Origin of the sequence: Streptomyces sp. NPDC048142 (genome assembly GCF_043202835.1) — a bacterium.
Classification (GTDB): Bacteria; Actinomycetota; Actinomycetes; order Streptomycetales; family Streptomycetaceae; genus Streptomyces.
The window spans coordinates 1-14721 of sequence record NZ_JBIDBC010000063.1; the positions used below are offsets into that span (position 1 = coordinate 1).

At 69.5% G+C, this 14721-nt stretch carries 18 protein-coding genes; 14 read left to right on the plus strand and 4 right to left on the minus strand.

Annotated elements, in window-relative coordinates; all coding sequences use genetic code 11:
• Positions 1 to 78: 78 nt before the first annotated feature.
• Entirely contained in the window at positions 79 to 771 is a 693-nt protein-coding gene (locus ACGF2Y_RS35970; RefSeq protein ID WP_392956158.1) for a hypothetical protein, read from the minus strand.
• Between the two features lie 71 nt (positions 772 to 842).
• Here ACGF2Y_RS35970 and ACGF2Y_RS35975 point away from each other — a divergent pair, with 71 nt between their 5' ends.
• On the plus strand, positions 843 to 1517 hold the full coding sequence (locus tag ACGF2Y_RS35975) for a hypothetical protein (RefSeq protein ID WP_392956159.1): 675 nt from the start codon (positions 843 to 845) through the stop codon (positions 1515 to 1517).
• A complete protein-coding gene (locus ACGF2Y_RS35980) occupies positions 1514 to 1801 on the plus strand; it encodes a hypothetical protein (protein WP_359653894.1) in 288 nt (95 codons plus the stop codon). Before ACGF2Y_RS35975 ends, ACGF2Y_RS35980 begins: the two co-directional genes overlap by 4 nt.
• 166 nt (positions 1802 to 1967) lie before the next feature.
• On the opposite strand, the gene ACGF2Y_RS35985 is transcribed toward ACGF2Y_RS35980, so the two are convergent.
• The 3 genes from ACGF2Y_RS35985 to ACGF2Y_RS35995 form a co-directional block, all read right to left on the minus strand.
• Complete coding sequence (locus tag ACGF2Y_RS35985; protein WP_392956162.1) at positions 1968 to 2558, minus strand: hypothetical protein; 591 nt, start codon at positions 2556 to 2558, stop codon at positions 1968 to 1970.
• Positions 2558 to 6091 (minus strand): hypothetical protein, encoded by a 3534-nt coding sequence (locus ACGF2Y_RS35990; RefSeq protein ID WP_392956164.1) that lies wholly within the window; start codon positions 6089 to 6091, stop codon positions 2558 to 2560. Before ACGF2Y_RS35990 ends, ACGF2Y_RS35985 begins: the two co-directional genes overlap by 1 nt.
• A gap of 423 nt (positions 6092 to 6514) precedes the next feature.
• Complete coding sequence (locus tag ACGF2Y_RS35995; RefSeq protein ID WP_359653901.1) at positions 6515 to 7264, minus strand: GntR family transcriptional regulator; 750 nt, start codon at positions 7262 to 7264, stop codon at positions 6515 to 6517.
• 245 nt (positions 7265 to 7509) lie between these two features.
• Between ACGF2Y_RS35995 and ACGF2Y_RS36000 the strand changes: the two genes are divergently transcribed.
• From ACGF2Y_RS36000 to ACGF2Y_RS36055, 12 genes are all read left to right on the plus strand, one after another.
• The gene (locus ACGF2Y_RS36000) at positions 7510 to 8016 is read left to right on the plus strand and encodes an RNA polymerase sigma factor (RefSeq protein WP_392956167.1); all 507 of its coding nucleotides are present in this window, start codon (positions 7510 to 7512) and stop codon (positions 8014 to 8016) included.
• A 113-nt stretch (positions 8017 to 8129) separates the two neighbouring features.
• Positions 8130 to 8339 carry a hypothetical protein gene (locus tag ACGF2Y_RS36005; protein WP_392956170.1) on the plus strand — a complete coding sequence of 70 codons (210 nt, stop codon included), beginning with the start codon at positions 8130 to 8132 and terminating at the stop codon, positions 8337 to 8339.
• A gap of 6 nt (positions 8340 to 8345) precedes the next feature.
• Complete coding sequence (locus ACGF2Y_RS36010; RefSeq protein ID WP_392956173.1) at positions 8346 to 8651, plus strand: hypothetical protein; 306 nt, start codon at positions 8346 to 8348, stop codon at positions 8649 to 8651.
• Positions 8651 to 8839, plus strand: a complete 189-nt coding sequence (locus ACGF2Y_RS36015; RefSeq protein WP_392956175.1) for a pRL2-8 — start codon at positions 8651 to 8653, stop codon at positions 8837 to 8839. The genes ACGF2Y_RS36010 and ACGF2Y_RS36015 overlap by 1 nt, the downstream gene beginning before the upstream one ends.
• A complete protein-coding gene (locus ACGF2Y_RS36020) occupies positions 8839 to 9120 on the plus strand; it encodes a hypothetical protein (protein ID WP_392956178.1) in 282 nt (93 codons plus the stop codon). Before ACGF2Y_RS36015 ends, ACGF2Y_RS36020 begins: the two co-directional genes overlap by 1 nt.
• 81 nt (positions 9121 to 9201) lie before the next feature.
• Positions 9202 to 9582: an RRQRL motif-containing zinc-binding protein gene (locus ACGF2Y_RS36025; protein WP_392956195.1), complete on the plus strand. Its 381-nt coding sequence runs from the start codon at positions 9202 to 9204 to the stop codon at positions 9580 to 9582.
• 12 nt (positions 9583 to 9594) lie between these two features.
• Positions 9595 to 9822, plus strand: a complete 228-nt coding sequence (locus ACGF2Y_RS36030; protein WP_392956180.1) for a hypothetical protein — start codon at positions 9595 to 9597, stop codon at positions 9820 to 9822.
• 63 nt (positions 9823 to 9885) lie between these two features.
• Positions 9886 to 10302: a hypothetical protein gene (locus tag ACGF2Y_RS36035; protein ID WP_392956182.1), complete on the plus strand. Its 417-nt coding sequence runs from the start codon at positions 9886 to 9888 to the stop codon at positions 10300 to 10302.
• Between the two features lie 93 nt (positions 10303 to 10395).
• Positions 10396 to 11643 (plus strand): conjugal transfer protein, encoded by a 1248-nt coding sequence (locus ACGF2Y_RS36040; RefSeq protein ID WP_392956185.1) that lies wholly within the window; start codon positions 10396 to 10398, stop codon positions 11641 to 11643.
• Positions 11644 to 11892: 249 nt separating this feature from the next.
• Positions 11893 to 13809: a pRL2-11 gene (locus tag ACGF2Y_RS36045; RefSeq protein WP_392956188.1), complete on the plus strand. Its 1917-nt coding sequence runs from the start codon at positions 11893 to 11895 to the stop codon at positions 13807 to 13809.
• A 54-nt stretch (positions 13810 to 13863) separates the two neighbouring features.
• Positions 13864 to 14133 carry a hypothetical protein gene (locus ACGF2Y_RS36050; RefSeq protein ID WP_392956190.1) on the plus strand — a complete coding sequence of 90 codons (270 nt, stop codon included), beginning with the start codon at positions 13864 to 13866 and terminating at the stop codon, positions 14131 to 14133.
• Positions 14130 to 14555, plus strand: coding sequence for a hypothetical protein (locus ACGF2Y_RS36055; RefSeq protein WP_392956193.1), 426 nt, complete (start codon positions 14130 to 14132; stop codon positions 14553 to 14555). The genes ACGF2Y_RS36050 and ACGF2Y_RS36055 overlap by 4 nt, the downstream gene beginning before the upstream one ends.
• The last annotated feature ends 166 nt before the right edge of the window (positions 14556 to 14721 follow it).

Consider the following 14721-nt stretch of genomic DNA (forward strand, 5'->3'; position numbering starts at 1 on the left):
CGGGGCCCCCGGTGGGACACTGGAAGTACCGGGACCTGCGGCCGGTACGGCTTCCAGTTCTTCGAGGGGAAGCGAGGCTCACCGGATCGCGCGGTCGACGGCTTCCCTGATGAGATCGCCGGACGTGATCACCTGGTCTTGCAGGGTGGCGCGCTCCTCCAGGGCCTCACGGGTCGCCCGGGGCGCCATCCCCGCCAGGATCGTGGCCAGGGCCATTCCCAATCCCTCTGCGTGCTGCCTCTGAGCTTCCCTGAGGATGACCACCGGACCGTCGCCCCATCGCCTCTGCCATGCCTTGAGAGCCTGCACCGCCGGGGCGCTGGTCCAGTAGCAGCCGCGGACTACCTGCTCCCCCAGCTCGGCCGGGAGCCGGACGGGCATCCGCGCCTTGAGTGCCGGTTCATCCTCGTCGGTGCGGGGGTAGCGGTCGGTGGATGCGCCGAAAGGCCGGCCGACCGCGCCGACGTCGCGGGGCGGGATGGGGTTCCAGTTCTCGTCCATCTTGCGGGCCCGGAGCACGGCCCGGAGTTCGTACGCGATGACGAGGTCGCGGGTGCCCCGGAGCTCCCCGCGCTCACGCAGCTCGGCACGATGGAGCCGGATTTGCTGGCGGGCCGCGCTGGCGTCGGGCCCTCTCAGGGAGCTGAGGCGCACGGTTTTGCGCATCTGCTTCAACCACTCGTCCTCGGCATCGCTGTACCGCTTCACGACGTCGTTCAGCCGGGTCAGCTTCTCGGGTTCGACCGCGACGACGAATTGCTTGGCTTGCATGGCAGGAGTCTACGGAACCTACGTGAGCCACTGAGGCACTGATGATCAGTACGGCCCGTAGAATTCGGGCCATGACGCATACATGGGCACTGGTGAACTTGAAGCCGGGGGTCGGGAAGTCGACCACGGCCGTGTTCGCCGCGCAGGCCGCGTACGAGGAAGGGCTGAAACCCCTGCTGGTCGACGCGGACGAGGGCCGTAGCTGCCTGGCCGCGTACAACCGCGCGGGCGGCTTCAAATGGCCGGTCGTCGGGATGGCTGAGCCGGACCTGCACCGCAAGCTCCCGGACCTGGACGGAGGGGTGGACCTGGTCATCATCGACGTCCCGCAGGTGGAGGACCACGCACGCATCGCCCGGGGCGCCCTGCGGTACGCGGACACCTGGATCGTGCCGGTGGCCCCGAGCCACTACGAGGTGGACCGGATGTTCGAGCCCCCGCGCGGCGCGGCTGACGACTCCGGCCGCTACCGGCTGATCGAGTTCTTCGAGGAGGTCCAGGAGCTCCGCGAAAGGCCGGCGGACATCGTCGCGTCGCTGAACCGAACCAACCGGTCCAAGCGCACCCGGACCGGTCCCGACGCGGACGTTCGCAAGGCCCTGGAGAACCTCGGCTTCGATGTGATGGACACCGTGATCCCCTACCACGACGACCGGTTCCGCCAAGCCATCCAGCCCAAGACCCCTGGCACGAACATGAGGCGTTTCGTGCGGGAACTTCTCGACCGCAAGGGAGCGACCCAGTGACCCCGTCCGGACGTGGCTACGACCGAACCGTCAACCGCAAGGGCAACCAGCCACCTGCCGCCCCGGAGCTCCCGCGCACGAAACCGATCCGGGTGACCGTGGACGTCCGGCCGTCCACCCATCGGAGCCTCAAGCGCTGGTGCAACTCGACCGCGGCTGAACTGGACCTGTCCTCGGTCGACCTGTCGGCGCTGCTGCGGGTCCTGGCGGACGAGGTGCTCAACGACGAGAAGCTGTCCGACCGGGTGGCCAAGCGCCTCCAGGCCGGGGACGGACGGCTGTAGCTGTCGCGCTGTCACGCCGAAACGCGCCGTGGGGATTTCGGGGCGTTCTCCCAGGTCAGAGGCACGACAGGGCCCAGCGTGACAGGGAGCGTGACAGGCAGCGTGACAGCAGGCGTGACAGTGGGCCGGACCCCCGTGGAGGGTCCGGCCCACTCTACTGATCAGCTCAGCCCTCGTAGTCCAACGGCGCGAAGTTGATGCCGTGCACCGCGTCGATGTGAGCGCTGGGAACCCAGAGCTCGAATCCCTCGGTCAGCACACCTTCGGCCTTGGACTGGTTGCCGCTCATGAACGCGTCCAGGAGGTCGCTCATGTGGCCACTGCTCAGGTACTCCCCGAGGTTCACCGACCGCCGCCGCGTGTCCTGGCTGACCGTGATGGTGGCGTCCACGACGAATCCGCCGGCGGGAGCGCCCACCCCTTCGGGACGACGAACGCCCCACGAGTCGCCGTCCTCGTTGTAGTCCAAGTGCTGATCATCAGCCGCCTTCAGGAGCCGCTCGCGGCGGCCCTGAGGGACCAGCACATCCCGGTTGGCCCGGTTCAGCGCCTCGTTGTTGTTCGCCCGGGGAGATGCCTCACCGGTGAGCCACCGCTTGAACGTCCGGGGGGAGGCGCCGACCTTGGCGGCCGCGTCCTTCACCGACCCGCCCACGCGCTTGAGGAGCTGACCGGCCCTCACCGCCGCGTCGCGGTCCTCGGACTTGGCGCTGCGCTTGGCCAGGCCCTTGAAGAGTGCGTTCTTGAGTCCTTCCATCACTTCTCACCCTTCCGAGCAGCCTTGCGGGCTGCGAGTCGTTCGCTGATCGCTTCGGCCTGGCGGCGCTTGGCGTCCTGCTCCTGGCGGTAGTCGTCCATCGGCACGGCGTCCGCGTGGAAGCGGCCCAGGTTCGAGCCCTGGCCTTCCACCAGGCGCAGGCCGAACGGCACGGCGGCCGTGGGGTCTTCACCTTCGCCGGGGTAGGCCAGTTCGTCCGTCTTCACCCGGACCGGGAACCGGCGCGCGTCCTCGGGTGCCCGCTGGCCCCGGACGGGGATGAGCCCGGCTGCGATGTACGCCTTCCGCAGGATCGCTGCCCAGGCCGCGTCGCGGATCGCGTGGCCCCAGTCGGGCCGCCGCATGATGCCCTGAGCGCTGTTCCGCAGCTTCCCGTGGACGGAGTGGAACACCTCCTTCAGCGCGCTGGCGACCGCCCGGTCGTCCTCGTCACCACTGGCCTCCAGCGACACGAGCTGGTCGCGGATCGAGTCGCTGAACCGGCGCAGGCCCTCGTAGCCGATGGCCTTGGAGATCCACGCCTCACTGATCTCCGGGGAGATCCCGAGGTCCAAGTACGCCTGGACGATCGCGGTCGTCACGACAACGACGCTTCCCTCCTTGGCGTTCGGGACCGGGGCGGGCAGGTGCTCATGGGGCCAGTACGGGACGGTGATCCGCCAGAGACCGGCCATCCCCTTGTCGAACATCGGGTGCTCGACGCGGCGCAGGTCGTCGCCGGAGACGATCGCCTGCCGGTAGGCGGGCAGGTACGCCTTCACCCCGTCGTAGAGGTGGACGTGCGACCCGGCAGCCTCCTCTTCGGTGAGGGGGCGGGACCAGTCGGAGTCGTCCATGACGGTCGGCCACATGGCGATGGAGCCCTGCCACTTCGGCTGACGCTCGGCGGTCGCCTCGACCATGGCCCGCATCATCTTGATGCCGGTCCCCGCGTGCGTGCCCTCGAACGCGAACGCGGTCGTCTCCGCGAACCGGGAGAGCCGGTAGGCCAGGGTGAGCGCGTCGGCCTGGTCGTGCTCCTCGGCCTGGACCATGGCCCGGGTGCGGTAGCGCGGGAACATGTCCGGCGCGATCCACTTCGCGGGCATCACCCGCACATCGCCCCGCCGGTCCGGGTGAGCCAGCAGCGCGGACGTGCCGACGTAGGGCTTCATCCCGGGGTTGAACGGCTTATGCCATCCGGCGTCGACCGCGCTCTTGAACGCGGGAGACCAGGGCGATGCGGCCAGGCCCGGGGCCTCAGCACCGAGACGGTAGCCGCGGTGAGCGTCCTCACCGATCACGATGGTGAGGCGGCCGTGCGGCTCCACCCGCCCGGCTTCGAGCAGGAGCTTGCCCATGTCGGTGCGGGCCTCCTCGGAGAGATCCTGGCGGGCCATCGTCGCGGCGTGCACCAGCTGGCCGCCGGTCACCACAACCACCGGCCCCGCGTCCCCGGCCGCCCCGGCCTGTGCGGCTTCGGGACGCGGCGCGGGAACCCGAGCGGGGGCGGGTGCAGCGGCGGCCACCGGCTCGACCGCCGGTTCGGCGGGCTGCTCCTGGTCGTGCTTCTCCTCCTGGTCCTCGACGTCGAACGCGGTCTGCTCAGGCTCCTCGGTCGGCGCAGGTTCAGCCGGCGCAGGGCCACCGGGTCCGTCGACCGACTTCAACTGGCCGGGGCCGGGCGGCTCCTCCTCCTCGTCCTCGGGGAGGGTGAACACGGTGTCCACCGGGATCAGAACCAGCGGCATGACCTTGCCCTTGGAGCCGCCGATCCGGACCTTGGTCGTGGCCGTCTGGCCGGTCTGCGTCGACTTCAGCACGGCCCCGTGCTTGAGCAGATGACCGGGCAGGGACTTCACCTGGTACCCCATCAGCCGGGGGTCCCTCGCGGCCGTGACCAGGGTGTGCAGGTCCGTGCTGGTGATGCCCAGGGCCGAGAGGTTCTCGATGTAGTACACCGATGCGCCCTCGCCGCCGACACCGGTCGTCTGGCCCTGGTAGTTGTCCTCGCGCAAGCCCTGGGCCTGCGGGGTCTGGCCCGGCACCATCGGCAGCGGCGCGGCCTTGTCCGGGCACCGCATGTGAGCCCGGCGCTCCTGGAAAGACTTCCTCAGGACGATGCCGAGAGCTTCGTCCAGGCCGGTGTCAGCGGTCTGGCGGTCGGCCATCGTGCGGGCCTGCGTAGCGAGCGAGGCCGCGAACTTCGGCATCACGGCCGCCCAGATCGGGTCGACGTCCAAGTCGCAGACGTCCGCGATCATCTGGAGCCCGGCGAGCATCTGGCACGCGGCCTTGAGCACGCCGTCCATGCCGTCGGGGCCGGGGCCGATCGCGGCCTCAGCGACCGGCATGAACTTCGCGGTCGCGGCCTTGTCGCACTTCTCGACCCACTTCTCCGCCTCGACCTTGCCCAGCTTCTCCATGTGGGCGATGACCTGGTCCCCGACCGTACGGAAGGACGCTTCGAGCCCGGCACCGTTGCGGGCGTACCACTTGAAGTCGTTGTCGCCCTTGGCGAATTCGGCCAGGACCACGCGCCGCAGCATCGACGCCTGTACTCCGGTGGGGAGCTGCTGGGCCGTCAGGATGAGGATGCCGCGCACGCGTACGGCGTCGGGGACCAGGTCGCCCCGGCGGTCCGCGCGGTCACGGATCACGGTCCCGTTGAACGCGGCCCGGGTGATGCGGTCGGCCTTCTGGATCGCCTCGCGGACCTCGGAGCTGTCGGACACGGCGGTCAGCGGCATGTCCTCGATGCCGATGACCCGGTCCGCACCGAAGCCGATCTTCTTCTCCATCCCGGTGATGGTGTCGGAGAAACTGGCGTCGACCAGGGGCGGCCACCCGGACGGGAGGGTCACGCATCCGGCGGTCCAGAACGTCATCGACTTACCCGAGTTGGGTTCACCGACCGGGATCAGCGACCCGTAGACCGGCACGAGGGACCAGCCCAGGGCCCGTACGCCGGTGGCCAGACCGAGCCCGGGGCCCCAGCCGTGCGCGGCGACGTCGCGGATCATCCGCTTGAGCGCGGGCCGGTTCGCGGGCTTGTCCAGCGGCCGGGCGGCACGGACATGCGGTTCCGGCATCCCGGGCGTGCGGACCTGGGCGCCGGGGCGGTCCAGGCCGTTCGCCCGGACGTAGACCCACTGGCCGTCGGGGAGGTCGTACCACCCGGTCCGCTTGAGCATCCACGTGGACGGCAGATCGACGGCTTGCTCGGTCACAACGTTCTCCAGTGCGTCACGGACCCGGCTGCGCCCCGTGCCTTTCGCACCGGGGATCATCTCCCGCCACACGCGGCCGGTGACCAGGTCGTCCGAGGTGATGGTCTGCTCAACGCCGTCGACCCGGATGCCGTAACGGCGCTCAACGCAGCGGCCGTCCTCGTCCAGGCGGACCAGGTGCTCGAACACCTCCGGCGCCCACGACAACAACCGCTTCGGCGGCTTCGTCGGGTCATCCGAGACGGTGAAGAGTCCGGGGCGGGGCCCGTCGATGACGTAACGGAGACCGGGGTCACCATCCACGCTGCGGCCCAGGACCGTGACCGATCCACCCTGGCCGCCGCCGCTACCCGAGGTGCGGCGCTTCCGAGCGGGGGCCGGCCTTCTCGGCGCGGCACCCTCGTCCGGGTCATCCTGTACTGCCTGTGCCTCCTGCGGCACCGGGGCCACCCTTCCTAGGAGGCCCACCACCGGCGTGTCGCGTGCTAGAACACGAGGGTGGGGGAGAAATCTCCCCACCCCTGCCTTACACTCAGCGGTGAGCTTTGGATTGCTCGCCGCGTTGCTCCTCTTCCGGGACTTCGACTCGCGGTCAGGCTTCGAACCCTGACCGAGAGCCCGGATTGGGGCACGCGGCTTTTTTACGTTTATGGATCTTCAGTTGTGAGTCGGAAGCTTACGCCCCGAAGCGGACACCCCTACGGGGGGTAGGGACACCACTTCTGGCTAGCTCAGGTCCCATGTGTAGGACAGGTCCCACAGGTGGACCGGCATCACGTGGATGGTCGCTTCGACCGCGCGTCCGCTCTCGGTAGTCCCGATGTGCGTCAGCTCGTAGACCCTGGCATCGCCCGGCAGCTTGAGCTGCTGCTGTTCATGCTCGTCGGGAACGCGGACCTGGATGGTCTCTGTGACCTTGGACTGCTGAGTCTCGGTCTCTCCCATGCGGCTGATGATGCCGCCGGTTCCGCTCTCGACCCCGGTGACTCCGGCCGACGTCGCGACGTCGGCCGGGATGTAGGTGATGGCGATCTGGACGGGGACGTCGTTTGCGAACATCTCGCGAGCCCGCACCGTCACCTCCGTACCCGGCTCGATGCCCAGGAGCGCGGCCACCTTGGCAGTCGCTTCTTCCTGGCCAGGCTCGGTCGTCCACCGGGGCTGCATCCCGTGCTCGCGAATCTCCGCGTCGAATGCTCCCCGGGCACCGTGGGCCTCGCGATACGTGGCCGTGTACCGAGTGGGCACCTGACGAAGGATGGTCCGGATGGGCTGCACGATTGCCTTCTTTCCCTGGCGGATCAGCTGACCCTCAGACATGAGCTGGCTGATGGCGCTGTTCACGAGCGTCCGCGTGCTCCCGATCTCGGCAGCGAGGGCGGTCTCGGAGGGGAGCGCGGTGCCGGGCTCGTGGGCAGCGATGTACGTCCGCAGCGCCGTGATGGTGTCGGGGAGTGTGGCCTTTCCGCTGGTCATAGGTCCTCATCTTGGGTTGGCAGAGAGCCGTGTCACGGCTCTAGCTGGATCATCACACAACGTATCAGGTGGCGGCGTTTTCGCCACCATCACGCCACCTTTTTTTGTGTAGCGGCGTCATAGCTTGAATTGTGCCACAATTCCTGTCATGGTGGAGCCGTTCACCACACGGTGAACGTGAAAGAGCCCGGCCGGTTACTTCTCACAGACCCCGGCCGGGCTCCAGATCCCTGACTGGAGGGACCGTGACCACATCCTACGTTTTGTCCCCCGAAGCCGCGGACCGGCTGGACCGGCTGTTCCGCCTCCACAACACCCGTCTTCTCGGCTTCGCCGTGTCCCGCACCCGGGACCACGCCGCCGCCGAGGACGTCGTCTCCGAGACGTGGCTGCGGGCCGCGCTCTCCCTCCACCAGCTCCGCGCCGACGACGACCGCGCGTACGGCTGGCTCCGCTCGATCGCCTTCCGCGCCGCCGTGGACCGCTACCGGCCCCGCAGCGCGAGCGAGACCCCCGAGGACTTCACCGACGTCCTCACCTCCCGCGCCCTTCCGCCGGCCCCGGCCGCCGAAGATGACGCCCTGGCGTACGAGGACCTGACGGACTGCCAGGCCATCGTCTTCAAGCTCAAGGCCCAGGGCCTGTCGGACCTCCGGATCGCCCAGCGCATCGGCCGGTCCGAGACGGCCGTCCGCAAGCGCAAGCACGCCGGTGCCCGCCGTCTCCGCGCCTCGCTCGCGCTGGCCGGGTGATCGGCCGTGAGCGCCCTGATCGCCGCCGTCCTGCGCCACATGTGGCAGTGCCCGAACTGCGGGGCCTGGTACGTCGCGGACACCAACGCCGGTTCCTGCGGGGGCTGCTGACCATGGGGATCTTCCGCCGCCGCGAGACCGCCGCCGACGACGCCGCCCGCACGACTCTGCTCCTGGACGGCCTGGAGGCCGCGTACGAGCAGCGCCGGGGCGGTGAGGACGTCCCGCTCACGCAGTTCGAGGAGGTCGTCCTCGACGCCACCGTGTCGCTGTCCGGTGAGCCGTACCCGCCCGCTGGCCACACCTACCCGAAGAGGGGCTGACCCACCATGGGGAACCGCCGCATCAACCGTCAGTTGACCATCGCGCAGGACAAGCTGGACCGCCTGAACAGCGGTGACAGCACCGCTCTTTCGGCCGGGGACCAGGCCAAGCTCGCTGGGCTCATGGGTGTCGGCTTCGTCCGGGCGACGAAGCTGAAGGGAGCTCCCGCCGCCGAACGCGCCGCCGACCGCATCTGGGCCAACGCCCAGCAGCGCGCCGCCGCCGACGTCCGGGTCCTGGAGAACGAGCGCCAGCAGACGGCCAACCAGGAGGCCGCCGCCCGCCGCGAGCGCAAGCGCGGGTGGTTCTGATGGCACCCAGCCAGAAGGCGCTGACCCCGCCGCCGGGCGAGTGCCGGCAGTGCTGGCTCCACGCGTACGACTCCCGCGCCCAGCACGCCCACTTGGGCCCGCGCGAGGACTGCCCCGCCTGCGTCGCCCACATGCTCCACGGCCACGGCGACATGATCGTCCCCGGCAAGCGCAAGGGGTGGTGGTGATGACCACCCGCACCCCCGAGTTCGCCGCGCTCCTGGTCGTCGCCGGACTGGTCGGCCTGGTGAGCGAGGGCGGGATGCCGCTCTCCGCCGGGCTGCTGGTCCTGGCCGTGGCCGCCGTGGGCGCCCTCGCCATCGCCCTGGCCTACTGCCTGCCCTCCCTGGTCACCGCACTCACTACCCACAGCGTGGTGAGTGCCCCGGCCCCGGCTTCTCCGATCCGTGACCGTGACCGGGTGCCGGTGGTGAGTGAACCGGTGAGCGCCTGGCGGTTGCGTGAGTGACCTGTCCTCTTCCCCTGGTGGGGCCGTCCCCCAACGGCCCCACCACCCCGACCGACCAGCCCAGAACAGGAGGTGACCGCAGTGAAGTTCTTCGACCCGACCGGCGAGACGTACGGACTGCCGACCTACCCGCGCAAGTTCGCCCCCGAGGGCCTCGCCACGCGCCGCCAGCTCCGGGCCCGGGGCCTGCGCCCCGGCGGTCAGGACGTCGTCGCACAGATCCTCTGGCACGGCCGCCGTGACCCGCTCACCCGCACCCGGCCCGTCCGGGCCGCCTACCTCTACCGCCTCGACCTCGCCCTCCCGGTGAGGCCGATGACCCCCGGCCGGGCGCGCGCCGTCGCCGCGATGATGCGCGCCCGGCGGACCTGTCCGCTTTGCACGATCACCTACTCCTACGTCATCCCGACGTCCCTGGGCTCCTGCCCCGGATGCGCCGACACTGCCGCCCTCGCGGCCTGAAAGGACATCACCATGGCCCGCCAGATCACCGAACTCCAGCTCACCGACGGCACGACCTTCCGCAAGGGCGAGCACGCCCCGCACCGCACGATCCAGACCGGCCGCCAGGCCGACATCCCCGTCATCGTCCGGGGCTTCGAGGACGCCGGGAGCCGGATCGAGGTCCACCTGAGCAAGGGCTACAGCCTCTCGTTCCCGGCCGCCCGCCTCGCCCGCCTGGTCCTCAGCACCGACGCCTGACATCCCCAGCCCCGCCGGGGCCACGTCCTGTGGCCCCGGCCCCGATCACCCGAGAGGTACCCCGTGAACGCCGTGCCCCAGCCGTACCAGCAGCAGACCCCGGCCGTGCCGAGCACGGCTGTTCCCGCGCACCACCGCCCGCCGGCCGTCGAGTACCGCGACGGCATCCCGTACCACTACACGATCGGCCAGCAGCCCCAGCAGATCGTCGTCCAGCTCCCCGAGACCTCCTCGATGTCGCCCGCCCAGCGCGAGTTGGTCATCAACGTGGTCTTGCTCCTGGTCGTCGCCGTCGTGCTCTGCGGCTGCGTCGCCGGGCTGGTCGTCATCTGCGGCGGCACCCTCATGGGCCTGATCGGCGTCATCGGTGCGAACGCCGTCCCGGTCGGACTCACGGCCGTGGGCGCCATCGTCGCCGCCGGGTGGCTGGTCACCCGGCTCAAGGGCCTGGCACAGGCCGCCACCGACGCGAAGAAGTAACCCCCAGACCCCCAACCCCCCAGCCTCTCCGAACGCCTCTACCTGGGAAAACGGGTCCCCAACCCCCCAGACCCCCAGAAGGAAGGAAACCCCGTGACCACCACCGACACCGCCCCCGGCCAGACCGAGGACGCTCCCCAGACCACCACCCGCCGGAAGCTCACCGGGATGCAGACCGGCCTCCTGATCGGCGTCATCGTTCCGATGATCGCGGTCGGGATCGCCGGGGGCATCGGAACCTACTCCAACATCAGCGGTGAGTACGGCGGTGAGACCGCCGTGGGCGCGCTCGCGGCCGGTGAGGGCGCGACGGTCGTGCTCGCCCTGGTCCTCCTCGTCACCACGCTCCTCGGGCAGTCGGCCCCGCGGCTGGTCCGCGCCGGCCTCTGGTCGCTCCCGGCCGCCGCCGGGGTGATGGGCGCGACCGCCGCGACCGGCACCGGCGAGACCATCGTCTACGCGCTGACCCCGATGGCGATCACGGCCGCCGCCGAGGGCATCGCGTTCCTCGCCCGCCGGGTGGTCATCTTCCAGGAGGGCCGGGACGTTGAGGCCGAGACCCGGGCCGCGCGGATCGTCCGTGACCTGGCCTACCACCACTCCCGCGCCAACGCCCACCCCACGGGCATCGTCCGGTGGATGTCCGCCCGGAAGTCCTGGCGACTGGCGGCCAAGGTGGGCACGGGCGATGCCCGTCTGGGCACGGACCTGATGACTGTCCAGCGCGACCGGATCACCAGCGGGGCAGACAGCGCGCTCGCTGCCCTGTTCGGCGGGCAGGGTCTCGGCTCCTCCGTCCTCACGCGGGGCACTGAGGCCACTGATGCCCCGCAGCTCACGGAGTGCACTGAGTCCACGCCGGGCACTGAGCTCACGGAGGGTACTGCCCCGGGGGCAGACGCGGGACAGCAGCGGGGCACCACGTCCCCGCAGGTCAACACGGGTGACCTGCCCGCCTCTGCCCGCATCAGCGCCCACCTCCAGCGCCTGGACTGGCAGCCGATCGCGGGCACGCCCGCCGCCCTGACTCAGGTTGCCCCGGCCGTGCCCGCCGCGCTGACCGCCGCTGGTCCGGCCGTGCCCGCCCCGGCGGGTCAGGGATCGGGCACTCCGCGCACGGCCCCGGCCCGGGGACCGGCGAAGAGGGCACAGGCCGCCACTCTGGCGCAGGCCGTCCGCGAGGTGATCGAGGAGGGCACCACCGACCGGGACGCGATCAAGGCCGAGGTCCCCAACCGCCTGCCGTTCACCCCGAAGCCGGACAGCCTGCGCCGCGAGATCAACCGCCAGCTCCCGAAGGTGCCCGCCTCCTCGGTCCACCAGGCCGGGCCCTACCTCTGAAAAACCCGGGCGCCGAATGTCACACGGCGGCCGTCCCCGACACCTCTATAGGCACCACACCGAGAGCCGGTTGAAAAAAGTCGGCCCCGAGTGTCACAACAGGCCCGTTTTTTGGACCTGTAGCAGATGAGAGACCGATGTGCGGTCCGGATGCCAGTCCGGACCGCCACCGGAAGGCCGGATGCCAGTCCGGCCCCCACGACCCCTACGGACAGGTAGGGGCCCAACTCCCAGTCACAGGAGCACTTGATGTTCGCACCCTCCCCGCAGCCCGGCACGCAGGCCGCGACCAAGCCCAAGAGGTCCCAGCGCCCGTCGCTGCCGGCAGCGTTCGGTGGCGTCTGGCGTCTCGTCTCCGGGGACACCCTGGACGGGGAGCCCCGCACCGACCGCACCTGGACCCACCGCGGCACGCCCTTGACCACGATGAGGGCGGACGGCAAGGCCCCGCACCGCTGGGACTACGTCTCCCGCTGGGAGATGGTCGGCATGAGGGCGTTCGGCGGATTCCTGGTCGGAGGGACCGGCTACGCGGCCGTTGTGGAGCCCACGGAGACGCTCCAGGCCCTCCAGCTCTCCGGCATCGCCGGGGCCTGCTCAGCAGCAACGTGGGCCGGTTTCCGGGGCGTTGACGGCCTGGTCACCTGGCGGCACCGCAAGGACTGGGTGTGGCCGCTCCACGTCGTTCTGCGGGACCTCCTGGGCCTGCCGGAGGGCACCGCGCCCTCCGCGTACCTCAGCGTCCCGCAGGGCTACCAGGAGATGGACGGGGACGTCATCCGCGTCGACCTCCCCGGGAACTGGAACAGCCCCGAACAGGCCCGCCAGGTCGCCCAGATGGTCATCACCAAGCTCGGCCTCCAGGAGGTGAAGGCCAACGTCCAGATGAGCGGCACCAAGCGCCACATCGTCTTCCGCCAGGCGTCCCGGGCCCCGGCGAAGGTGCTGTTCTCCGACCCCGAGATCCGGGCCCGGGTGGAGCGCGCGTCCGTCGGCGCACCCTTCCTCGGCCTCTCCCACCGCGACGTCGGCATCTGCATCGACCTGGACGACGAGTCGCCGCACCTGATGTTCAGCGCGGCCCCCGGGGCCGGGAAGTCGGTCCTGATCCGCGCGTTCGCCAGCCAGCTCCTCCACCACGGCGGCGTGGTCATCATCATCGACTTCAAGCGCACCTCCCACGTGTGGGCCTACGGACTGCCGAACGTTCTTTACGTGAGGTCGGTCCAGGACGCTCACGAAGTCCTCGTTGCCCTCGCGGAAGAGGGAAATGAGCGCATGGATATCGGAGAAAAGAACGCCCACCGGGAAATGGAGGGAATGCCGCCCCTCGACATGGGCCCCCGCATCCTCCTCGTGGTTGAGGAAGCCAACACGATGCGTAAGCGTCTGGCGAAGTGGTGGGCGAAGAACAAGCCGGAGGGCGACAAGTCCAAGGAAAGCCCCGCTGTTGAAGCCCTGGGGGAGACCCTTTTCATGGGCCGCTCGCAGAAGATGCACGCGTTCATGGTCGGCCAGTCGCTTACCGCCGCGACCGTGGGTGGCCCCGAAATGCGTGAGGCATTCACCGCACGCATTCTCGCCCGATACAGCCAGAATGCATGGCGGATGCTTGTCCCGGAAGTTTCACCGATTCCGAAGGCGTCGCGTCACTCCGGGCGCGTCCAGGTAGTTCTCGCAGGGCAGGCACACGAAACTCAGGTCCTTTTCATGACGGATGAGGAAGCCCGCGACTGGGCCACCTCCGGCATCGTCACCCCGGCCCCCAAGCCCTACGAGCTCGGTCGGCGTGACACACCGATCAGTGGACACACCACCCCCTCCCACGTGGAAGAACGGGTTGTGTCCGACGCAGACGGCACCCGTCACCTCCGCGCCGTCGAGACCCCCGCGGCTGAGGAGAAGCCCGCCGCTATCGGCCTCTCCGAAGCAGCTCAGACCGTGTGCGCGGGAATTTCCGGACCGCCCAACCCGGGTGTTACCACGTCGCAGGAAAAGCGCGATCTGATGGCGCTGAGGAATGCTCGGGGCCGCGACCCGCAGTTCCCCGACCACGTCGAGATCAAGGGCCGGGAAAAGCTCTACGACCCGCGCGACCTCGAAATCTGGGCCCGCAACCGAATCAACTCGGAAGACGAAGAAGAAGCCGCAACCGGCACCGAATAACCGAATCAGGTGGGGGCCGGATTATCTGATCCGGCCCCCACCGGAAAGGCCCCCATGTTCAACTCTTTCCGCCTCGAACGCCGCCGCAAAAAGCAACTTGCCGAACTCCACTTCGCTAAGAAAATGATTGTCGCGGCAGATGTCGCAATCTCTAAAAGCGAAATCCTCGGCTCGATCTCCACCGAAGATGTGCAGCGGGAAGCGCTCGAAATGTTCAGGCTCAAGGTGGGATGGCAGGTCGCCTATATGGCGCTCGCCCGCCAACTCAAAATGCGCGGACTCATCGTAGAAGAAGTCACCGTCGAGAAGGAGCGAAAGAAATGACGCCCGCAGACCTCAGCCTCGTCAAGAACACCCCGACCACCCCGGCCCCGGACGACGTCGACACCGACACCACCGAGGAGCCGATGACGTTCACCGACCGCCTGCCCGGCCTCGCGGTGGCCGGCGGATACGTCGCGGCGGGCCTGGTGCTCCTGCTCGCCTGCAACATCGCGGTCGGCCTCCTCATCGCCCTCCACGGACTGCACCTCGCCACCTGGGTCCTGCTGGTCATCTACTGCCTGATCGGGGGCGGGATCGCCAGGGCCGCGAAGGAACAGGAGCGGGTACTGAAGGCCGTCACCCTCCAGTGGGCCAGCTACCGGGCCTGGACCACGGAGGAGCTCCCGCAGGCGTGGGAGCGCCAGATGGCCCGTGGGCGGACCGTACGCGGCTGGGTGTGGCAGAGCCGGGAAGACGGCTGATACCGCCTCTCAGGAGCCGTCAGAGCGCTCCTGAGAGGTGAAACGCGGGAACGGGTCAGGGGTGAAACGCACCGAAGCGTTTCACCCCTGACCTGCGTTTATGGCCCTTCCAGGTCGCGTTTCACCAACGCGTTTCACCACGACGAGCTGGTCTACGAAGCCTCGC

What these genes read in the sequence shown, in the direction of transcription:
- ACGF2Y_RS35970 (WP_392956158.1), bottom strand. Translation starts at nt 771, where the DNA reads ATGCAAGCCAAGCAATTCGTCGTCGCGGTCGAACCCGAGAAGCTGACC.
- ACGF2Y_RS35975 (WP_392956159.1), top strand. Translation starts at nt 843, where the DNA reads ATGACGCATACATGGGCACTGGTGAACTTGAAGCCGGGGGTCGGGAAG.
- ACGF2Y_RS35985 (WP_392956162.1), bottom strand. Translation starts at nt 2,558, where the DNA reads ATGGAAGGACTCAAGAACGCACTCTTCAAGGGCCTGGCCAAGCGCAGC.
- ACGF2Y_RS35995 (WP_359653901.1), bottom strand. Translation starts at nt 7,264, where the DNA reads ATGACCAGCGGAAAGGCCACACTCCCCGACACCATCACGGCGCTGCGG.
- ACGF2Y_RS36005 (WP_392956170.1), top strand. Translation starts at nt 8,130, where the DNA reads ATGGGGATCTTCCGCCGCCGCGAGACCGCCGCCGACGACGCCGCCCGC.
- ACGF2Y_RS36010 (WP_392956173.1), top strand. Translation starts at nt 8,346, where the DNA reads ATGGGGAACCGCCGCATCAACCGTCAGTTGACCATCGCGCAGGACAAG.
- ACGF2Y_RS36015 (WP_392956175.1), top strand. Translation starts at nt 8,651, where the DNA reads ATGGCACCCAGCCAGAAGGCGCTGACCCCGCCGCCGGGCGAGTGCCGG.
- ACGF2Y_RS36020 (WP_392956178.1), top strand. Translation starts at nt 8,839, where the DNA reads ATGACCACCCGCACCCCCGAGTTCGCCGCGCTCCTGGTCGTCGCCGGA.
- ACGF2Y_RS36030 (WP_392956180.1), top strand. Translation starts at nt 9,595, where the DNA reads ATGGCCCGCCAGATCACCGAACTCCAGCTCACCGACGGCACGACCTTC.
- ACGF2Y_RS36045 (WP_392956188.1), top strand. Translation starts at nt 11,893, where the DNA reads ATGTTCGCACCCTCCCCGCAGCCCGGCACGCAGGCCGCGACCAAGCCC.
- ACGF2Y_RS36050 (WP_392956190.1), top strand. Translation starts at nt 13,864, where the DNA reads ATGTTCAACTCTTTCCGCCTCGAACGCCGCCGCAAAAAGCAACTTGCC.
- ACGF2Y_RS36055 (WP_392956193.1), top strand. Translation starts at nt 14,130, where the DNA reads ATGACGCCCGCAGACCTCAGCCTCGTCAAGAACACCCCGACCACCCCG.